Here is a 19,491-nt window from a genome sequence, read left to right as displayed (position 1 = left end):
CACCATCCATGAAAACCCGTATCCTTGCGGCCGGCCTGGTGCTCGCCGCCACCGCGAACGCCGCCCCGACCGTCGGCCAAACCTACTTCGAACAAAACTGCGCCAGCTGCCACACGGTCGACCCGGCCATGTCTTCGCGCGCCGGTCCCGGCCTGTTCAACGTCCTGGGCCGCAAAGCCGCCGCCGTCCCCAGCTTCAACTACACCGACGCCCTGAGCAAAGCCGGCGCCGCCGGCAAGACCTGGACGAAGGAAGAACTCGACGTCTTCCTGCGCGACCCGAACAAGGACGTCCCCGGCACCGCGATGCCGATCGGCGTCGCCGACGCCAAACAGCGCGCCGCCGTGATCGACTACCTGGCCACGCAGAGCGGCAAAGCGGCCGCACCCGCCGCTGCAATCGCAAAAGCCGCCGCCGACAGCGGCGCCTGGACCGCCGACAAGCCCGGCGACGTCCACCACATCAAGGCCACCGACCTGGTCGCGCCCTACGCCAGCGAGAGCGCCGGCAACGGCCCGAAGCTGGCGCCGCGTCCGGACGGCGCCACGCCGGCCGTTCCCGCGGGTTTCAAGATCGGCATCTATGCCGACAATCTCGGCAAGCCGCGCCTGCCGCTGCGCGCCCCGAACGGCGACATCTTCCTGTCCGAAGCGGCCAAGGGCCAGATCACGGTCCTGCGCTCGAAGGACGGCGCCAGGGCCGACACCAACAGCGTGTTCGCCACCGGCCTGTCGCGTCCCTACGGCATGGCCCTGTGGCCGGCCGGCCCGAACCCGAAGTACCTGTACGTCGCCAACGTGAATTCCGTGGTGCGCTTCGCGTACAGCGTGGGCGACCTGAAAGCGAAGGGCGAGCCGGAAGTCGTCGTCGATAAAATCAGCGACACCAGCGGCGGACACGTCACGCGCACGATCGCGTTCTCGAACGACGGCAAGACCCTGTTCCTGTCGGTCGGCTCGGCCACCAACTACGCCTCCAAGATCGGAGACAAGCCGCCGCAGCCGCTGGCACAGTGGGAAGTGAAATACGGCGTCGGCGCCGCCTGGGGCGAGGAGAGCGAGCGTGCGGCCGTGCTGGCCTTCGATGCGGACGGCAAGAATCGCCGCCCGTACGCGAACGGCCTGCGCAACTGCGTCGGCATGCTGGTGCATCCGAAGACGGGTGAACTGTTCTGCAGCGTGAACGAGCGCGACGAGTTGGGCGACAACCTGCCGCCGGACTACGTCACGCGCGTGAAAAAGGATGGCTTCTATGGCTGGCCGTGGTACTACATCGGCGCCAACGAAGACCCGCGGCTGAAGGGGATTCGTCCCGATTTGAAGAACAAGGTGATCGTCCCCGACACCCTGATCCAGTCCCACTCGGCGCCGCTGGGCATGGTCGTGTACGAGGCACCGAAGGGCGCGAAGTTCGCGTTTCCGAAAGAGTACGAGGGCGACATCTTCCTCGCGCTGCACGGCTCCTGGAACCGCGGCATGCGTACCGGGTACAAGGTGGTACGCGTCCCGATGAAGAACGGCGTACCGACCGGGCAGTACCAGGACTTCATGACCGGCACCGTGCTGAGCGACCGCGATGTGTGGGGCCGCCCGGCCGCCGTGGAAGTAGCCGCGGATGGCGCGCTGCTGGTGGTCGACGACGGCGGTGGCGTCGTGTGGCGAATCACGCCAGAAAAATAAACTGATGTGTCCTGTGTAAGGTGGGCAGCTCTGCTGCCCACGCGGACCAGGCAACAGCCCCACCGACGCTTCGATCTTCTCGATCAAGTCTTCCTTTAATTCCCACTTTCCAAGCGTTCAGCAACGATATACTTCAATCGTTCAATAACACGCACTAGAAAGGGAGAACATGAGGAGACTGCCCATCAAATTCATCACCACCGTCATTGTGCTGGTGCTGCTGTTCTTACTGGCGCCCTTCGGCACCGTCCCTGCAGGCCACCGCGGCGTGAAGACCACCTTCGGCAGTCCGAGCGACGAGGTGCTGAGCGAGGGCATTCACTTCCGCATCCCACTGGCGCAGAAGATCAACCTGGTCAACGTCTCGATCCAGAAGGGAGAAGGAGAAGGCGACGCCGCCTCGCGCGACCTGCAGATCGTGCACACGCGCGTGGCGCTGAACTACCACGTCAAGCCGGAAGGCGCCGTCTCCATCTTCCGCGACCTCGGCAACCAGCCGGGCGAACGCATGATCATCCCCTCGGTGCAGGAAGCCGTCAAAGCAGTCACGGCGCGCTTCACGGCCGAAGAACTGATCGCCAAGCGCACCGACGTACGCGACCAGATCGTCACCCAACTGCGCGAGCGCCTGGCGCGCCACGCGATCGTGGTCGACGAGTTCTCGATCGTGAACTTTAACTTTTCGAAGTCCTTCAACGAAGCGATCGAAGCCAAGACCACGGCCGAACAACTGAAACTGAAAGCCGAACGCGACCTGCTGCGCATCGAAGTCGAAGCGCGCCAGCGCGTGGCGCAAGCACGTGCCGAAGCCGAATCGCTGGCGATCCAGCGCCAGCAGGTGACGCCGGAACTGATCCGCCTGCGCGAGATGGAAAACCAGCGGCTGGCGATCGAGAAGTGGGATGGCAAGCTGCCGAACGTGGCGGGTGGGGCGATCCCGTTCATCAATGTGAACAAGGCGCAGTAACTGGCATGGGACATTGAGGCTGATGACCTCATGTCAGACAATTAGCCAAGACCTGTCGTTGGCCGTGGTGAATCGTAGGGTGGGCACTCCGTGCCCACGCGGACGAGCGTATGCTGTGGCGATACGTTTGCCATCATCGACGTACGTGCGCATCACTCGCTTTACGATCTACATACACCGAACCGCGTGGGCACGGAGTGCCCACCCTACGGCTGATACAACGCGAATGCCGGCGGATTGGATCCCCGCCGGCTGGGCTAATTACTTCGACTCAGCAATCCACCGATCCACCTTCTTCTCCAGCAGCGCCAGCGGCAGCGTCCCTTCACCCAGCACGATGTCGTGGAAGGCTCGCAGGTCGAACTTCGCGCCGAGTGCCGTTTGCGCACGCTGGCGCAGTTCCAGGATTTTCAAGGAACCGATCTTGTAGCCCAGCGCCTGGCCCGGCCACACCATGTAGCGCTCGATCTGCGCGCGCGAATCGGCTTCGCTGTAGCCCAGCGTGTCGCTGAAATATTTAATGGCCTGCTCGCGCGTCCAGCCCTTGGTGTGCAGGCCGGTGTCGACCACCAGGCGCGCGGCGCGCAGCATTTCGTCGTTCAGGTGGCCGAAATAATCTTCCGGTTTGTCGAACAGTCCCATGTCCTTGCCGAGGGTCTCGGCGTACAGCGCCCAGCCTTCCGTAAAGGCGTTATTGCCGCCGAACTTGCGGAAGTTCGGCAGGCCCAGTTCCTGCACCAGCGCGATGTGGAAGTGGTGGCCCGGCTGGCCTTCGTGCAGGAACAGCGTGACCATGCCGGTGCTGCCGTACTGGGTCGGATCGTTCACGACCGACCAGAACACGCCCGGACGCGTACCGTCCACGGCTGGCGGGGTGTAGTGGTCGGAGGCCGTGGCGCGGCTCAGTTCAGGCTCGAGGCGCAGGTCCAGCGGCGACTTCGGACGCAGGTTGAACATCGACGGCAGCCTGGTGCGCAGCTGGGCGTCGAGCTTGCGGTAGACCTCGATGACTTCCTGTTCGGTCTTGAACGGCTTGAACTTGGCCTGCTGCGAGACCCAGGCCGGCAGGCCGGCCGCCGGACCCGTATAACCCATCTTCGGGCCGATGCGGCCGTACTCTCCCTGGATGCGCGCGACTTCCTTCAGGCCGATCTCGTGGATCGCTTCCGGCGTCAAATCCGTCGTGGTCTGGCTCGCCACGCGCACCTTGTACCAGGCGGCGCCGTTCGGCAGCGCGTTCCAGCCGCTCGTCGTGCGCGTGGCCGGCACATACTCCTTTTCGATGAACGTGGCCAGGCGTGCCAGGGCCGGGTTCAGTTTCATGCCGATCGTCTCGCCGTACAGTTTGACGAGCGCGCGCTTGTCGGCATCGGAAAAACCGTCGGGGAAGTTTTTTACGGGCGTGTAATAGATGCTTTCCTCGGGCGATCCGGCAACCAGCTGCTTGAACTGAGGCAGGGCGGACAGCATCACCGATTTCGGGTGCACGATGCCGCGCTTGATCCCTTCGCGCATGTTGGCGATGGCCTGGTCGACCCATGGTCCCAGCTGCGCCAGGCGGCTGGCGTAGGCGCGGTAATCCTGCACGGTGGCGAGCGGCTGGGCGCCCTGGCCGCTGCTGTAGTTGGCCAGCGTGACCGGCATGCTGTCCATCTGGTTCAGCGGCAGCAGGTGCTCGGGGAAGGGCTCGAAGCGCAGCGCCATGCCGAGCTCGTAGTCGAGGATGTCGTAGCTGGTCTGGTCGCGGCTGTTCAGCTGCGCGCGCTTGATCGCGTGCAGGCGCTTCTGGAACGCTTTATAGCGCGCGAACTGTTTGGTGCGCTCGGTCGGCGAGATCGACATGCCGATCTGGTCGATGAAGCGATTGTCTCCGCTCTCGCTGGCGGCGACCGGATCGAAGCGTGCCAGCGCGTCGTAGTACTCGTCGGCGAGGAGATTGAGCTGCTTGCCCGCCTGCGTAGTGGCGGCGCTTTGCTTGACGGGTGCTGCGGCCTGGTCGGCGGCGATCGCCGGGGCGCAGGCCGAGGTACAGACGACGAGGGCGGCGGCAGCCAGTGCGCCGAGCTTGATATGACGGGTCATGATGTGGATACCTTAGTAGCTTGCCAGCGGCGCCAGCGCGCCATTCTTGAACGTGTAGACGGTGACGGCGGTCTTCTTGAGGTTGCCCTTGTCGTCGTAGCCGTAGGTCCCGACGACGCCCTGGTGGTTCAGCGTACGCAGCTGCTGCGCGACCTTGGCCGGATCGAGGCTGTTCGCGGCCTTCATGGCGGCGGCGATGAACATGGTCTGGTCGTAGAACGAAGGCGCGTAGACGTCCGGCTCGCGTTTAAAACGTTCCTTGTATTTCGCCAGGAAGGCCGGGCCGGCGGGCTGCCTGGCGATGATGGCGCCGGCCTGGGCGCAGCGCACGTTCTCGCCGACGGCCGCGCCGCCCAGTTTTGCCATCTCGGGGCTGCACAGCGTATCGCCGCCCAGCAGCGGCACGTTCAGGCCGAGGGCCTTCATCTGGCGCACCATCGGCGCGGCCTGCGGCGCATAGCCACCGAAGAAGATGGCGTCGACCTTTTTCGCGCGCAGCGCGGTGAGGATGGCGGCGAAGTCGCTGGCTTTATCGTTGGTGAATTCGTGGCCCGCGACCTTCATGCCGGCAGCTTGCGCCTGCTTCTTGAATTCGGTGGCAATCCCCGTGCCGAAGGCGGTGCGGTCGTCGATCACGCCGACGTTTTTCAGTTTCAGTTCGCGCGCGGCGTAGTTGGCCATCGCGCCGCCGACCTGCGAATCGCTGGCGACGATGCGGAACACGCCTTTGTAGCCGCCCTGCGTGATCTTGGGATTGGTGCCGACCGTCGACATCAGCGCGCCGGCATCGTTGTAGACGCGAGAAGCGGGAATCGCGACACCCGAGTTGTAGGGGCCGAGGACGAACTTGATGCCGCCGTCGACCAGCTTCTGCGCCACCGTCACACCCTGCTTGGGGTCGCCGGCGTCGTCTTCGGACTGCAGCTCGAAGCGCAGCGTCTTGTTCGCGACCTTGATTTTCTGGGCGTTGAGTTCCTCGATGGCGAGGCGCACGCCGTTTTCGTTGTCCTTGCCGGCAAAGGCGTTGGCGCCCGAGAGTGGGCCGGTCACGCCGATCTTGACGCTTTGTTCTTGTGCGTGCGCGGCGCTTGAAGCGCACAGCAGTGCGGCCAGCGCCAGCGGCGCCATGGTGAATTTCGATGGCATCAGCCTGTCTCCGTTGATAGTCGAACGGGCGTCATCATCGCATAGAACGCGATGCCGGTGCGAGGCAGCTCAGGCAGGCAGTCCGTGCGCAATCAGCTCCAGCGGCAGGGCGGAGGTGCACTTGATCTGCTCCATCGAAAAGGCGGAAGAGACGCCGCTCAGCTGCGCCGTCTTGATCAGCTTCTTGTAGAAGCGGTCGTAGCCGGCGATGTCGGTCGTGACGACCTTCAGCAGGTAATCGACGTCGCCGCTCATGCGGTGGAACTCGAGCACTTCGGGCAGGGCGACGACGGCGGCCGCGAAGCGCTCCAGCCACTTTTCGTCATGCTCCGTGGTGCGCAGGCTGACGAACACGGTGACCGGCAAGCCGACCTTCTGGCGATTGACGACGGTGACGCGGCTTTCGATATAGCCCTCTTCCTCGAGGCGCTTGACGCGCTTCCAGCAGGGCGTGCTGGACAGGCCAACCTTGTCGCTCAGGCCCGAGATCGACAGGGTTGCGTCGGCCTGGAGAGCGGCAAGAATTGCACAATCAAACTTGTCTAGTGAATTCATTTTAGTTTTTCGTCACTAATGGAACAAATATTCTAAAAAATCCGTTTTGAGTAGCGCAATTGGTACGTGCTTTCCGTCACACGTTTGTAACATATTGCTTAACAATAACACGATCTTGGAACGTGTTTACGGTTTTTGAGATATTGAGTTTATGAACACTGAAATCTACCTCGACGCGAACGCGACCTCGCCGGTGCTGCCGGCCGCCATCGACGCAGCACAGGCCGCGCTGCTCGCCCTGTTCGGCAATCCCAGCAGCAGCCATGCGGCCGGCCTGCGCGCCCGCGCGCTGCTCGACGATGCGCGCAGCCGCGCACGGCGCGTGCTGGGGGCGCCGGACGGCCGCCTGCTGTTCACCAGCGGCGCCACCGAGGGGATCCAGACCGCGGTGCTCTCGGCCCTGTGCGCGGTGCGGGCGCGGCGTGAAGCCGGCGAGCCCTGCGGCGACCTGCTGCTGTACGGCGCCACCGAACACAAGGCGGTGCCGGAAAGCCTGGCGCACTGGAACGCGCTGCTCGGCACGGGCCTGACCCTGCAGGCGCTGCCGGTCGACGCCGACGGCCGCCACCGCCTCGACTCCCTGCGCGCCCTGGCGCCGCGCGCCGCCTTCGTCTGCACCATGGCGGCGAACAACGAGACCGGCGTCGTCTCCGACCTCGACGGCATCGCGGCCGTGCTCGAGGAAACCGGCAGCAGCGCCTTGTGGATGGTCGATTGCGTGCAGGCGCTCGGCAAGCTGCCCCTCAGCCTCGGCCGCACCCGCATCGACTATGCGCCCTTCTCCGGTCATAAGCTGTATGCGCCGAAGGGCATCGGCATGCTGTATGTGCGCGCCGGCGCGCCCTACACGCCCCTGATGTGCGGCGGCGGCCAGGAAGGCGGGCAGCGCTCGGGCACCGAGAACATGGCCGGCATTGCCGCTTTCGGGGCCGTGCTGCAGGCGCTGGAGGAGGGCACGACCTTCCGGAGCCACGCGCAGATGGCCGCGGCGCGCGAGCGCCTGGCAGCAAGCTTGCGCGCGGCCTTTCCCGGCATCGTCTTCAACATGCCGTTCGAGCATGCGCTGCCGACGACCCTGAATTTCAGCGTACCCGGCTACTCGGGCAAGACCCTGCTCGACCTGTTCGACGCGGCCGGCGTGCGCGTCAGCGCGGGCTCGGCCTGCTCGGCGGCGAAGGCAGCGCCCAGCTACGTGCTCTTGGCGATGGGCTTGCCGGAAGAGCGCTGCGCGAACGCGGTGCGCATGTCCTTCGGGCCGCTGGCCGACGACGCCTTCTTCGACGCGGCCTGCGCACGCATCGCGCGCTGCGGCCGGGCGCTGCAGGCGCCGCCGCCGGCGCCCTGTCCGGTGACCGGATCGGGCGCGCCGGCCGTCACGTCTACCGCGGCGCAAAGCGGAACGAAAAGCGGGACGACGATTCCGATGCCTTGCGGGATCGACGGCAAGGGCCTGGCGCGCTTCCTCGAGCGCCATCCCGACGCCTTGCTGGTCGACGTGCGCGAAGCCTGCGAACACGCGCTCGGCACCCCCTTGCTGCACGGACGTGCCGCCTACAGCCTGCCGCTGTCGCGCCTGCCAGAACACGCGGCCTGGCTGGGCCGCGAAACGCGCCCGCTGGTGTTCTTCTGCCGCAGCGGCAACCGCAGCGCGCAGGCGGCGCAGCTGGCCCAGGAACTCGGCCACGGCAATGTGCGGCACCTGGCCGGCGGCCTGGCCCTGCTCGCTTGAATCGGCTGATTACCCGGGCGGCGCGGTCTCAGCGTTCGTCAGCGCACAGTCCCTCCCTCGATGAGGTTTTAGCATGGCATGGCCTGCAACGGCCGCCATGCACGCTCATCATCGAGGCTCCTGTTGAACGAAGAACTGCACACCCAGGCCGGCGCGCCGCTGCGCGCACGGCGCGTCGATGCCGCGCGGATGGCGGAACACGCACGCGCGCTCGCCGCGCGCCATGCGCTCGCGCTTGACGACGGCGACGAACGCCTGCTGGCGCGCCTGGCGCAGAACGCCGATGCCATCGCCGCCGCCTGCGCCGCATTGACCCAGGCGGCGCGCGCCGGCCGCGTGCCGCCCGCAGCCGAACGCCTGCTCGACGCCTGGCGCGCGCTTGGCCAGCATATCCTGCGCGTCCGACGCGACCTGCCGCCGGCCGAGAGCCGCGCGCTGCCGCGCCTTGCTGCGGCGGGCGAGGCTGCCGGCCAGCCGCGCATCTATGCGCTGGCGCTGGACCTGGTCACGCACGGCGACGGCCGGCTCGACGAAGACAGCCTGGCGCGCTTTGTCGAGCATTACCAGCACGGCGCGCAGCTGAGCCTGGGCGAACTGCGGGCGCTGCCGGCGATGCTGCGCCTGGCCCTGATCGAGAACCTGCGCCGCCTGGCCGTGCGGCTCGAAGCCGCGGTCGGCCAGCGCGCCCTGGCCGGCGAGTGGACGGCCCGTCTGTTGGAAACCGCCGAGCGCCGGCCCGGCGACCTGTTGCTGCAGGTGGCCGACATGGCGCGCTCGGTCCAGCCATTGAGCCCGGCGTTTGTGGCCGAACTGGCGCAGCGCCTGGAAGGGCAGGGCGGCGTGCTGGCCCAGGTGCTGCAGTGGGTCGATGCGCGCCTGGCCGACGACGGCCTGGCGATCGACACCCTGGCCGCGCGCGACCGGGAAGACAGCACGCTCGATGCGCAGTCGCTGGACAACAGCCTGGCCAGCCTGGACTTAATCGAACGTATCGACTGGCTTGCCTTCGCCGAGCGCGCCGGCGCGGTCGAGCAGTTGCTGCGGCGCGATCCTGCCGGCCTGCATGCGCGCACGGATGCCGCCACGCGCGCGGCCTGCCGCCAGACGGTCGAACACCTGGCGCGCGAATCCGGACAAGGAGAGACCGAGGTCGCCGCCGCGGCCCTGGCGCTGGCCGGCGCCGCGGCCTCATCCGATGCGGGCGAGCGCCATGTCGGCTACTACCTGCTCGGCCCCGGCCTGCCGCTGCTGCGCGCGCAACTGACACCGGGGACCGGCGCGCTGGCTGCGCTGCGGCGCACAGCGCGTGCGCGTCCTCTGGCCAGCTATCTCGGCGCAGTGGGCGGCTTTACCCTGCTGTTCACGGCGGCGCTGCTGGTACATGCGTGGCAGGGCGGCGCCGGCGCATCGCTGCTGGTCGCACTCGGCATGCTCGCGGCCATCGGCGCCAGCCAGCTGGCCTCGATGCTGACCAGGCTGATGGCCGCGCGCCTGGCGCGCCCGCGGCTGCTGCCGCGCATGGATACCGGCGGCGGCATCCCGTTTGAAGCGCGCACGCTGGTGGCGGTGTCCGCGATCCTGGACACGCGCGAGCAGGTGCGCGCGCTGTGCGCGGGCCTGGGACAGCGTTACCTGAGCAACCGCGACCCGCAGCTGCGCTTTTGCCTGCTGAGCGATTTCACGGACGCGCCTGACGAAACCATGTTCGGCGACGAGGAGTTGCTGGAGGAAGCGCGCGCCGGGATCGCAACGCTGAATGCGCGCTACGGCGCTGAAGAGAGCGGCCCTTTCCTGCTGCTGCACCGTCCGCGCAAGTGGAGCACGAGCGAGCATGCCTGGATCGGCTGCGAACGCAAGCGCGGCAAGCTGGCCGACCTGAACGCCTTCCTGCGCGGCGGCGCGCGCGAGCGCTTCATGGTGGCCGAAGGCCGCATCGACGACCTGCCTGCCGTGCGCTACGTGATCATGCTCGACGCCGACACCTTCCTGCCGCAAGACAGTGCGCGCCGGATGGTCGCCGCCATGCTGCACCCGCTGAACCGGCCGCTGCTCGACGCCGGCGGGCGCCGCGTGATCGCCGGTCACGCCCTGCTGCAGCCGCGCGTGACGGCCGCTGCGCCGCGCGAACACGCCTCGCGCTACGAGCGCCTCCTTGGCGGCGGACCCGGCATCGATCCCGATGCCCACACTGCCTCGGACGTCTACCAGGACCTGTTCGGCGAAGGCTCCTTCCTCGGCAAGGGCATCTACGAGGTCGACACCTATACGCGCGTGCTGGGCGGGCGCCTGCCCGACAACGCCGTGCTCTCGCACGACCTGCTGGAGGGCTGCTACCTGCGCAGCGCGGTGCTGGGCGACACCCAGCTGGTCGAGGCCGTGCCGGCACGCTACAGCGACGACATCGCGCGCCGCCATCGCCGGATCCGCGGCGACTGGCAGCTGGCGGGCTGGCTGCGCGCGCGCGTGCCCGGCCCGGGCGGGCAGCGCGAAGCCAATCCCCTGAATCCTCTCTCGCGCTGGAAGCTGTTCGACAACCTGCGCCGCAGCCTGGTGGCGCCCAGCCTTACTGCTTTCCTGGTGCTGTGCTGGTCGCTGTTGCCGGGACCGGCCTTCTGGAGCGCCGCCGCCCTGTCCGTGTTCTTCCTGCCCGCCTTTATCGAGATCGTCCTGTCCCTGGCCGACAAGCCGCACGACCTGCTGTGGCGCCAGCACCTGCCGCACTGGGCGCGCGGCGCGGCCTGCAGCCTCGGCCACGCCGTGACGAACACCGCCTTCCTGCCGCACGAAGCCTGGTTCAGCGTGCACGCGATCGCGCGTACCGGCTGGCGCATGCTGGTCTCGCGCCGGCGCCTGCTGCAGTGGAGGGCATCGAGCCTGGTGCGCTCCAGCACCGACGTCGAATCGGCCTGGCGCAGCATGTGGTTCGCGCCGCTGTTCGCGGTGGTCGTGGCCGTGTTGTTGACCTTCCTGCATCCGTTCGCCCTGTTCGCGGCGGCGCCGCTGCTCCTGCTATGGTTCCTGTCGCCGTTGGTGGCCTGGTGGGTCAGCCTGCCCTACGAACGCCCGCCGGCCGGCCTGGCGCCGGAGCAGACGCAGTTCCTGGAAAAGCTGGCGCGCCGCAGCTGGGCATTCTTCGAGGATGCCGTCACGTCAGGCACCCACTGGCTGGCGCCCGGCGGCGTCCAGGAGCGTCCCGAAGCGGCGACCGCGCACACGACCTCGCCGACCCACATCGGCCTGTCGCTGCTGGCCAACCTGACCGCCTGGGATTTCGGCTTCGTACCGCAGTCGACCGTGCTGACGCGGGTGCGCGCCGCTTTCGAGAGCATGGCCCTGCTGGAGCGCCACAACGGCCACTTCTGCAGCGGCTACGACACGTGCACCCTGGCGCCGCTGCAGCCGCTGCGCATATCGACGACGGACAGCGGCAACCTCGCCGGCCATCTGCTGACCCTGGCGGCGGGACTCGAGGGCCTGCTCGATGCGCCGATCGCCGGCATGCGCGCGCTGGAAGGTTTGCGCGCGACCCTGCAGGTAGTTGAAGAGCATGCGCAGGGAGCGCCGCTTAGGGTAAGAAAAGCGCTGGAAGCCTGCCGCGACGCGCTCGCGCCCGAGCGCTGCCGCAATGGCGACACCTTGCCGGGCCTCGCCGACTGCCTGGCCGCGGCCGTGCGCGCGGCCTCGATGCTGCTGGCCACGCTGCCGGACGAGGCCGATCCAGCCTTGCGCGACTGGGCGCAACGCCTCGATGCCGACTGCCGCGCCGCGCGCGACGACCTGCTGGCGCTGGCCCCCTGGATCCGCGTGGTGCAGGAATACGTGCTGGACGCCAGCCTGACGCGCATCCCGACGCTGCGCGAACTGGCTTATTTCGCCATGCGCGTCGCCGGCGAAGGCGATGCCGAACGGGCGCTGGCGCAGATGGTGGAAGAGGGCGCGGCCACGGCGCGGGCGCGCCTGCGCGAGATCGGCACCCTGGCCGAGGTCGCGCGCGCCTTCGCCGACATGGATTTCAGTTGGCTGCTGCGGCATGAGACCGGCCTGCTGGCAGCGGGCTTCGATCTCGGCAGCGGCCAGCTCGAGGAAGGCGACTGCACGCTGCTGGCCTCGAACGCGCGCCTGGCCAGTTTCGTCGGCGTGGCCCAGGGCCAGCTGGCGCCGGCGCACTGGCATGCGCTGAGCCGCCAGCTGTGCATGGTCGGCAGCGACCAGCTGCTGCTGTCGCCGCATGGCGCGCTGGGCGACTACCTGATGCCGCAGCTGGTGATGCCGGCTTTCCGCGACACCCTGCTCGAACGCAGCTGCCGCGCGGCGGTGCGGGTCCAGATCGATTACGCGGCGCGCCGCGGCATCCCCTGGGGCCTGTCCGATTCCGCCTGCAACCGTTTTGACAGCGCGCTGCACTATGCCCGCCGCGCTTTCGGCGTGGCAGGGTGTGCTGCGGCGCGCGGCATGAACGAAGACCTGGTGGCCGCGCCCTATGCCTCGCTGCTGGCGCTGATGGTGGCGCCACAGGCGGCCTGCGCCAACCTGGAGCGCATCGCCGCGCTGGGCGCCGCCGGCCGCTACGGCTTGTACGAGGCGATCGACTACACCGGTGCGCGCCTGCCGCGCGGCCAGCGCCACGCGGTCGTACGCGCCTGGTGCGCGGACCATCAGGCGGCCGGCCTGCTGGCGCTGTCCGCGCTGCTGCATGGGCGGCCAATGCAGGCGCGTTTCGAAGCCGACCCGCAGCTGCGCGCGGCGCTGCTGCTGTTGCAGGAGCCGGTGCCGAGAACGGGCGCGATCGAGGCCGCCGGCTTCGAACACGATGTGCAGGGGAGCGCGCCGGAAGCGCCGCTGCCGGCGCGTTCGGTTACGCGCGTTGGCGTGGCCCAGCCGCAGCTGCAGCTGCTGTCGAATGGGCGTTATCACGTGATGGTGAACAGCGACGGCGGCGGCTACAGCCGCCTGGGGGAACTGGCGCTGACGCGCTGGCGTTTCGATGCCACCTGCGACGACTGGGGCCTGTTCTGCTACCTGCGCGATCTCGACAGCGGCGCCCTGTGGTCCGGCGCCTGGCAGCCGACGCTGGCGCAGCCCGAGCACTACGAGGCCGTGTTCGGCGAAGAGAAGGTGCTGCTGCGGCGGCGCGACGACGACATCGAATGCGTGACCGAGATCGTGGTGGCGAGCGAAGACGATGCCGAGCTGCGGCGCATGCGGATCAAAAACCTGTCCGGGCGGCCGCGCCGTATCGAGCTGACCAGCTACACGGAGCCGGTGCTGGCGCCCCCGAACCAGGACGACACCCATCCCGCCTTCAGCAAGCTGTTCGTGCAAAGCGAGATCGTCGCCGATCACCATGCCATCCTGTGCACGCGCCGCGCGAGCGGGGAGGGTGCGGACACGCCGGTGCTGGTGAATGCGCTGGCGGTGCACGGCGCCACCGAAGGCACGGCTTCTTTCGAAACCAGCCGCGCCGATTTCATTGGCCGCAGCCGGCGCAACGCGCTGCCTGCAGCCCTGGCATCCGGCGCGCCGCCGCTGGACGGCGCGGCCGGCTCGGTACTGGACCCGGCGCTGGTAATCCGCCGCGTGCTCGTGCTCGGCCCGGACGAGGAGGCGACGGTCGACCTGGTGCTGGGCGTGGCCGCGAACCGCGACGACGCCCTGCACCTGGCCATCAAATACGCGCAGCGCGGCTGTGTCGATCATGCCTTCGAGCTGGCCTGGGCCCAGGGCCAGGCGCTGCTGCAATCCCTGCACGTGAGCGAAGCCGACGCCCAGCTGTATGCGCGCCTGGCCGGCGCTGTGCTGTATCCGCAGCGCGCCCTGCGTGCCGACCCTGCGCTCATCGCGGGCAATGCACGCGGCCAGTCCGGCCTCTGGCCTTACGCGATCTCGGGCGAGCTGCCGATCGTGCTGCTGCGGGTGCGCGACGCATCGCGCCTCCCACTGGCGCGCCAGCTGCTGGCGGCCCACGCCTGGTGCCGCCGCAAGGGATTCATGTTCGATCTGGTGATCTGGTGCAGCGACAGCGGCGCCCAGCCTACGCGTTCCCTGCATGCGCAGCTGCGCGAGATGATCCAGGCCGAGCTGCGCGACCGCCCCGGCGGCGTCTACCTGCAGGTGTTCGAGCAGGTGCTGGAAGAAGACCGGGTCTTGCTGCAGGCGGTGGCGCGTGTCGTACTGCTGGACGAACGCGGCGGCCTGGCCGAGCAGCTGCAGCGTGCGACGGCGCCGGCGCCGGCCGGCATGCCGCTGCCTGCGTGTGAACCTGACACGGACAGCGTATCGATGGCGATGCCGACCGGACTCCTGCTCGACAACGGCATCGGCGGCTTCAGCCCGGACGGCCGCGAATACCTGATCCGCGTCGTCCCCGATCACCCGACGCCGGCGCCCTGGGTCAACGTGCTGGCCAGTCCCGCATTCGGTTCCGTCGTCTCCGAAAGCGGCCAGGCCTATACCTGGAGCGGCAACGCCCACGCGCTGCGCCTGACGCCCTGGGACAACGATCCGGTCAGCGACCGCGGCGGCGAAACCTTTTATGTGCGCGACGAGGCCAGCGGCGCATTCTGGTCGCCGACCGCGCTGCCGGCCCCCTCGGGCGGGGCCTACCTGGCGCGCCACGGCTTCGGCTACAGCGTCTTCGAGCACGCCGCTTACGGCATCCATACCGAGCTGTCGCAGTTCGTCGCGCTGGATGCGGCGATCAAGTACAGCGTCCTGCGGCTGCGCAACGACAGCGCGATGCCGCGCCGCCTGTCGGCCACCGGCTATGTCGAATGGGTGCTGGGAGAATTGCGCGCCGCCTCGAGCATGCACGTCGTCACCGAACGCGATCCGCTCAGTGGCGCCTTGGTCGCACGCAGTGCCTGGAACGGCGAACACAGCGCCTTCTTCCACGTCGATACGCCGGATGCCGCGTTTACCTGCGACCGGATGGAGTTCATCGGCCGTGGCGGCCATCTGGGCCAACCGCAGGCCTTGCAGCGCAGCGGCCTGTCGGGCAGCAGCGGCGCCGCGCTCGATCCCTGTGCGGCGCTGCAAGTCGTGTTCGCGCTGGCGCCGGGCGAGCAGAAGGAACTGGTGTTCATGCTGGGCGCCGGCGGCACGGAACCGATCCAGCGCCACCAGGGCAGCGCGCAAGCGCAGGCAGTCCTGGAGCAGGTGCGCAGCTATTGGGACGAAACCCTGGGCGCCGTGCGCATCGAAACGCCCGACCCGGCGCTCGACGTCATGGCCAATGGCTGGCTCGTGTACCAGACCCTGGCCTGCCGCATGTGGGCGCGCAGCGCCTATTACCAGTCGGGCGGCGCCTACGGCTTCCGCGACCAGCTGCAGGATGCGATGGCGCTGGTGCACACGCGTCCGCAACTGCTGCGCGAGCACCTGCTGCTGTGCGCTTCTCACCAGTTCGTTGAAGGCGACGTCCAGCACTGGTGGCATCCGCCGGCCAACGGCGGCGTGCGCACGCGCTGCTCGGACGATTTATTGTGGCTGCCGCTGGCCGCCTGCCGCTACATCCGCGCCACCGGAGATAGCGCCGTGCTGGGTGAGTCCGCGCCCTATTTGGAGGGCCGGGCGCTGGAGTTCGGCGAGGAGTCCTACTTCGACGTCCCGCACATCTCCGGGCAGCGCGGCGATTTGTACGAACACTGCGTGCGCGCGATCCGCCACAGCCTGCGCTTCGGCGAACACGGCCTGCCCCTGATCGGCGGCGGCGACTGGAACGACGGCCTCGATCGCGTCGGCAGCAAGGGCCGCGGCGAGAGCGTCTGGCTCGGCTTCTTCATGATCGAGGTATTGAGCCGCTTCGCCGAACTGGCCGACCGCCGCGCCGACTACGGATTCGCCACCACCTGCCGCGCCGCCGCCACGGCTCTCGGCACCCAGCTCGACCACCACGCCTGGGACGGCGAGTGGTACCGGCGCGCCTGGTTCGACGACGGCACCCCGCTCGGCTCGAAGGACAGCGACGAATGCCGCATCGACCTGGTCTCGCAAAGCTGGAGCGTGCTGTCCGGCGCCGCCGGGCCGGAGCGCGCGGCCAGCGCCATGGCGGCGGTGGACACGCACCTGGTGTGGCCGGAATCGCGCCTGGTGCGCCTGCTCGATCCGCCCTTCGAAGCCGGCAGCCTGCATCCCGGCAGCCTGCGCGCCTATGCGCCAGGCTTGCGCGACAACGGCGGCCAGGCGACCCACGCGGCGCTGTGGTGCGCGATGGCTTTTGCGCGCATGGGCAACGTGGACCGCGCCTGGGAGCTGTTCGACATGCTCAACCCGGTGCGCCTGGCCGCCACACAGGAGGATTGCGCGCGCTACCGGCTCGAACCCTATGTGGTGGCCGGCGACGTGATGGCGGCAGCGCCGCATATTGGGCGCGGGGGCTGGAGCTGGTACACTGGCTCCGCCGGATGGATGTACCGGCTGGTCGTCGAATCGCTGCTCGGCATCGAGCGCATCGGCGAGCGGCTGGTGCTGGCGCCGCAGCTGCCGCGCGGCTGGCCGGGCTTTCGCCTGCAGTACCGCTACCGCGCCACGGTCTACGACATCGACGTGCGCGTGGCCGAACGTGCCGCGCTGCGGGTCGATGGCGTCGAGATCGGCGGCGATACGCTGCAGCTGCGCGACGATGGCCAGGCCCACCGCGTCGAGCTGCACGTCGTGCGCCGGCATGAACCCGCCCTCGCGGTACGCGAACAACCTCAGTCGAAGACGATTACATGACCAAGAAAATCCACCTGGCCGCCTGCGCCACCCTGCTGCTCTCCTGCGCCGCCGCCGGCGCCGCCGACTGGAGCGACACCTCGATCAGCTGGCGCTACGGCACCCGTTTCGCCGAACCCTACAACCCCGAGCACATCAAGAAGCACATCTTCGCGCTGACCCACGCCAGCGGCTACAAGTACGGCAGCAACTTCTTCAACGTCGACCTGCTGCAGTCCGATAAGAACGACCCGGCCTCGCTGACGCAAAGCGAAGGCGCGCAGGAAGCCTATATCGCCTACCGCCACACGCTCGACATCGGCGCGCTGCGCGGCACCGAGATGCGCTACGGTCCGGTGAAGGGCCTCGGCCTCACGGTCGGCTTCGACTGGAACACCAAGAACGACGTCGGCTACAACTCCCGCAAGCGCATGCTGGTGGCGGGGCCAACCCTGATGTGGGACGTGCCGGGCTTCCTGAATACGAGCTTGCTGGTGCTGCGCGAATCGAATGCGCCGAGCGGCGCCTTCCCGCCGATCTCGAACGTCAACGGCCGCTACACCTACGACACCCACGCCGCGCTGTCGGTCACCTGGGGCATTCCGGTGGCCGAGCGCCTCTCCTTCGAGGGCTACGGCCTGTTCATCGGCGCCAAGGGCCAGGACGAAGTCGGTAACGGCACCGGCGCCGAAACCCACCTCGACATGTCGCTGATGTACGACGTCGGCGCCCACTTCGGCCAGCCGAAAAACCGCGTCCGCCTCGGTCTCGAATACGAGTTCTGGAACAACAAGTTCGGCAACACGCGCACGACGACCAGCGGCCGCGGCCAGCGCGCCAGCACGCCGATGGTGCGTGCCGAATACCATTTCTGATACGCTGTCCTTTTATCAAAAAATATATAATTATTAGCAACTAATGCGCCGCCTGGCGCAAAGGCGACTCATGATGCAATTGCAACAATTGCATCATGAAAACCTTCCCCCATACCCCCTCCAGGCTCGCCCTGTTCCTGCTGTGCTGCTGCGCCCCCGGCGCCTTTGCGGCCATCGATGAACACAGCGAATTCGAAGCCACCCTGCACGCGCCTTACCGCGCGCCCGATCCCGCGAAAGGCGAGGCGCGCACCTTCACGCTTTCCTTCGATTATCCGAACGCGCGCCAGGCGCAGCTCGTCGACTGGCAGCTGGAACTGATCGATCCGGCAAAGCGCGTCGTGCGCCGTTGGCAGGGCAGCACGCCGCTCGCAGGCGGGCCGGTCTCGGTGCCGGTGGCCTGGTCCGGCCAGGACGTAAGCAAGCTGGCCGCCGGCCTCTACCAGGTGCGCCTGCGCGCCGCCAGCCGCGCTGTGCAGGCGGGCGTCCCTTCCGCCGACGTGCACGAACAAAGCTGGCAGATCGAGATCGGGCCGCCGCGCACGCCCGTGCTGCCGCCCTTCGCGCCTCTGCCGGTCGGCGCCGTGCGCTCCCCCGGCGCCGCGCCTGCCACCGGCGCGCTTCCCTACACCGTCTATTTCGGCAACCTGCACAGCCAGACGAACCACAGCGACGGCGGCGCCGAGCTCACTGATTGCAAGGGCGCCCAGGATCCCCTCGCGGCCAGGTACGGTCCCGACGCCGCTTTCGCCTATGCCCGCGACCATGGCCTCGACATCCTCGTCGCCTCCGAACACAACCACATGTACGACGGTTCCGATGGCACCGAAACGAATGCCGACCCGGCGCGCGCCAAAGGGCTGTACCGCCAGGGACTGGACACCGCGGCCAGCTTCAACGCCGCGCACCCGGACTTCCTCGCCGTCTACGGCATGGAGTGGGGCGTCATCAACAAGGGCGGCCACGTCAACATTTTCAATAGCGACCAGCTGCTGGGTTGGGAAAAGAACGGCAAGGGCGAGCTGCTGGCCGATCTCTCCACGCCGCGCAACGATTACGCTTCCCTCTACACGCTGATGCGCGAGCGCGGCTGGGTCGGCCAGTTCAATCACCCGTCGCAGAGCGGCCAGTTCGTGGTCAACGGCGCCGCTTTCGGCTACACGGCGGACGGCGATGCGGCCATGGCACTGTGCGAAGTGGTCAACAGCACCGCGTTTTCCGTCAACGACAGGGAAGGGGAGACCCGCCGCAGCAACTTCGAGGCGGCCTGCAACAAGGTGCTGGAAGCGGGCTATCACGTGGCCTTCAGCACCAACCAGGACAACCACTGCGCCAACTGGGGCACGGCTTATACGAACCGCACCGGCGTGCTGATCCCGGAAGGCAGGCCCCTGAACCGCGACAGCTTCGTCGAGGCCTTAAAAGCGCGGCGTGTGTTCGCGACCATGGACAAGGGCTCGCAACTGGTGCTGACCGCGAACGGCCGCATGATGGGCGAGCGTTTTACGAATAGCGGCCCCTTGAACCTGGTCGCGCACTTCGCCAGCACGGCGGGCAAGCAGGTGGCCTCGGTGGCGATCATGGAAGGGGTGCCGGGACGGAACGGGACCGTGACGCAGCTGGCCGACACGGCGACGGCGAACTTCACGCCCGCGAAGGGCGCGCATTTTTATTATGCGAAGGTGACGCAGGCCGACGGCAACATCCTGTGGTCGGCGCCAGTGTGGATCGAGCAGTTGTAGGGTGGGCGCTCCGTGCCCACCG

Annotated in this window: 9 protein-coding genes; 6 read left to right on the top strand and 3 right to left on the bottom strand. The window is 68.0% G+C overall.

Features of this window, described 5'->3' with window-relative positions; all coding sequences use genetic code 11:
• The first annotated feature begins 8 nt into the window (after positions 1 to 8).
• Positions 9 to 1,679, top strand: coding sequence for a PQQ-dependent sugar dehydrogenase (locus ACFPQ5_RS20185; protein WP_379759984.1), 1,671 nt, complete (start codon positions 9 to 11; stop codon positions 1,677 to 1,679).
• Between the two features lie 169 nt (positions 1,680 to 1,848).
• Positions 1,849 to 2,646 carry a prohibitin family protein gene (locus ACFPQ5_RS20180; RefSeq protein WP_379759982.1) on the top strand — a complete coding sequence of 266 codons (798 nt, stop codon included), beginning with the start codon at positions 1,849 to 1,851 and terminating at the stop codon, positions 2,644 to 2,646.
• A 261-nt stretch (positions 2,647 to 2,907) separates the two neighbouring features.
• On the opposite strand, the gene ACFPQ5_RS20175 is transcribed toward ACFPQ5_RS20180, so the two are convergent.
• The 3 genes from ACFPQ5_RS20175 to ACFPQ5_RS20165 all read right to left on the bottom strand — a co-directional run bounded on the left by ACFPQ5_RS20175 (position 2,908) and on the right by ACFPQ5_RS20165 (position 6,429).
• Complete coding sequence (locus tag ACFPQ5_RS20175; protein WP_379759980.1) at positions 2,908 to 4,728, bottom strand: DUF885 domain-containing protein; 1,821 nt, start codon at positions 4,726 to 4,728, stop codon at positions 2,908 to 2,910.
• Between the two features lie 12 nt (positions 4,729 to 4,740).
• Entirely contained in the window at positions 4,741 to 5,874 is a 1,134-nt protein-coding gene (locus ACFPQ5_RS20170) for a branched-chain amino acid ABC transporter substrate-binding protein (protein WP_379759978.1), read from the bottom strand.
• 69 nt (positions 5,875 to 5,943) lie between these two features.
• Positions 5,944 to 6,429, bottom strand: a complete 486-nt coding sequence (locus ACFPQ5_RS20165; RefSeq protein WP_136221987.1) for an Lrp/AsnC family transcriptional regulator — start codon at positions 6,427 to 6,429, stop codon at positions 5,944 to 5,946.
• A gap of 151 nt (positions 6,430 to 6,580) precedes the next feature.
• Here ACFPQ5_RS20165 and ACFPQ5_RS20160 point away from each other — a divergent pair, with 151 nt between their 5' ends.
• The 4 genes from ACFPQ5_RS20160 to ACFPQ5_RS20145 all read left to right on the top strand — a co-directional run bounded on the left by ACFPQ5_RS20160 (position 6,581) and on the right by ACFPQ5_RS20145 (position 19,469).
• On the top strand, positions 6,581 to 8,158 hold the full coding sequence (locus ACFPQ5_RS20160; protein WP_379759975.1) for an aminotransferase class V-fold PLP-dependent enzyme: 1,578 nt from the start codon (positions 6,581 to 6,583) through the stop codon (positions 8,156 to 8,158).
• 123 nt (positions 8,159 to 8,281) lie between these two features.
• Complete coding sequence (locus ACFPQ5_RS20155; RefSeq protein WP_379759973.1) at positions 8,282 to 16,873, top strand: GH36-type glycosyl hydrolase domain-containing protein; 8,592 nt, start codon at positions 8,282 to 8,284, stop codon at positions 16,871 to 16,873.
• Positions 16,870 to 17,727: an outer envelope protein gene (locus ACFPQ5_RS20150; protein WP_379759971.1), complete on the top strand. Its 858-nt coding sequence runs from the start codon at positions 16,870 to 16,872 to the stop codon at positions 17,725 to 17,727. Before ACFPQ5_RS20155 ends, ACFPQ5_RS20150 begins: the two co-directional genes overlap by 4 nt.
• Before the next feature lie 95 nt (positions 17,728 to 17,822).
• Positions 17,823 to 19,469, top strand: coding sequence for a CehA/McbA family metallohydrolase (locus ACFPQ5_RS20145; protein WP_379759969.1), 1,647 nt, complete (start codon positions 17,823 to 17,825; stop codon positions 19,467 to 19,469).
• Positions 19,470 to 19,491 lie beyond the last annotated feature (22 nt).

Source organism: Massilia suwonensis (genome assembly GCF_042655665.1).
Taxonomy (GTDB): domain Bacteria; phylum Pseudomonadota; class Gammaproteobacteria; order Burkholderiales; family Burkholderiaceae_D; genus Telluria; species Telluria suwonensis.
The sequence above is the reverse complement of the archived record's forward strand: the minus strand, read 5'-3'. Positions and strand labels throughout refer to the sequence as shown.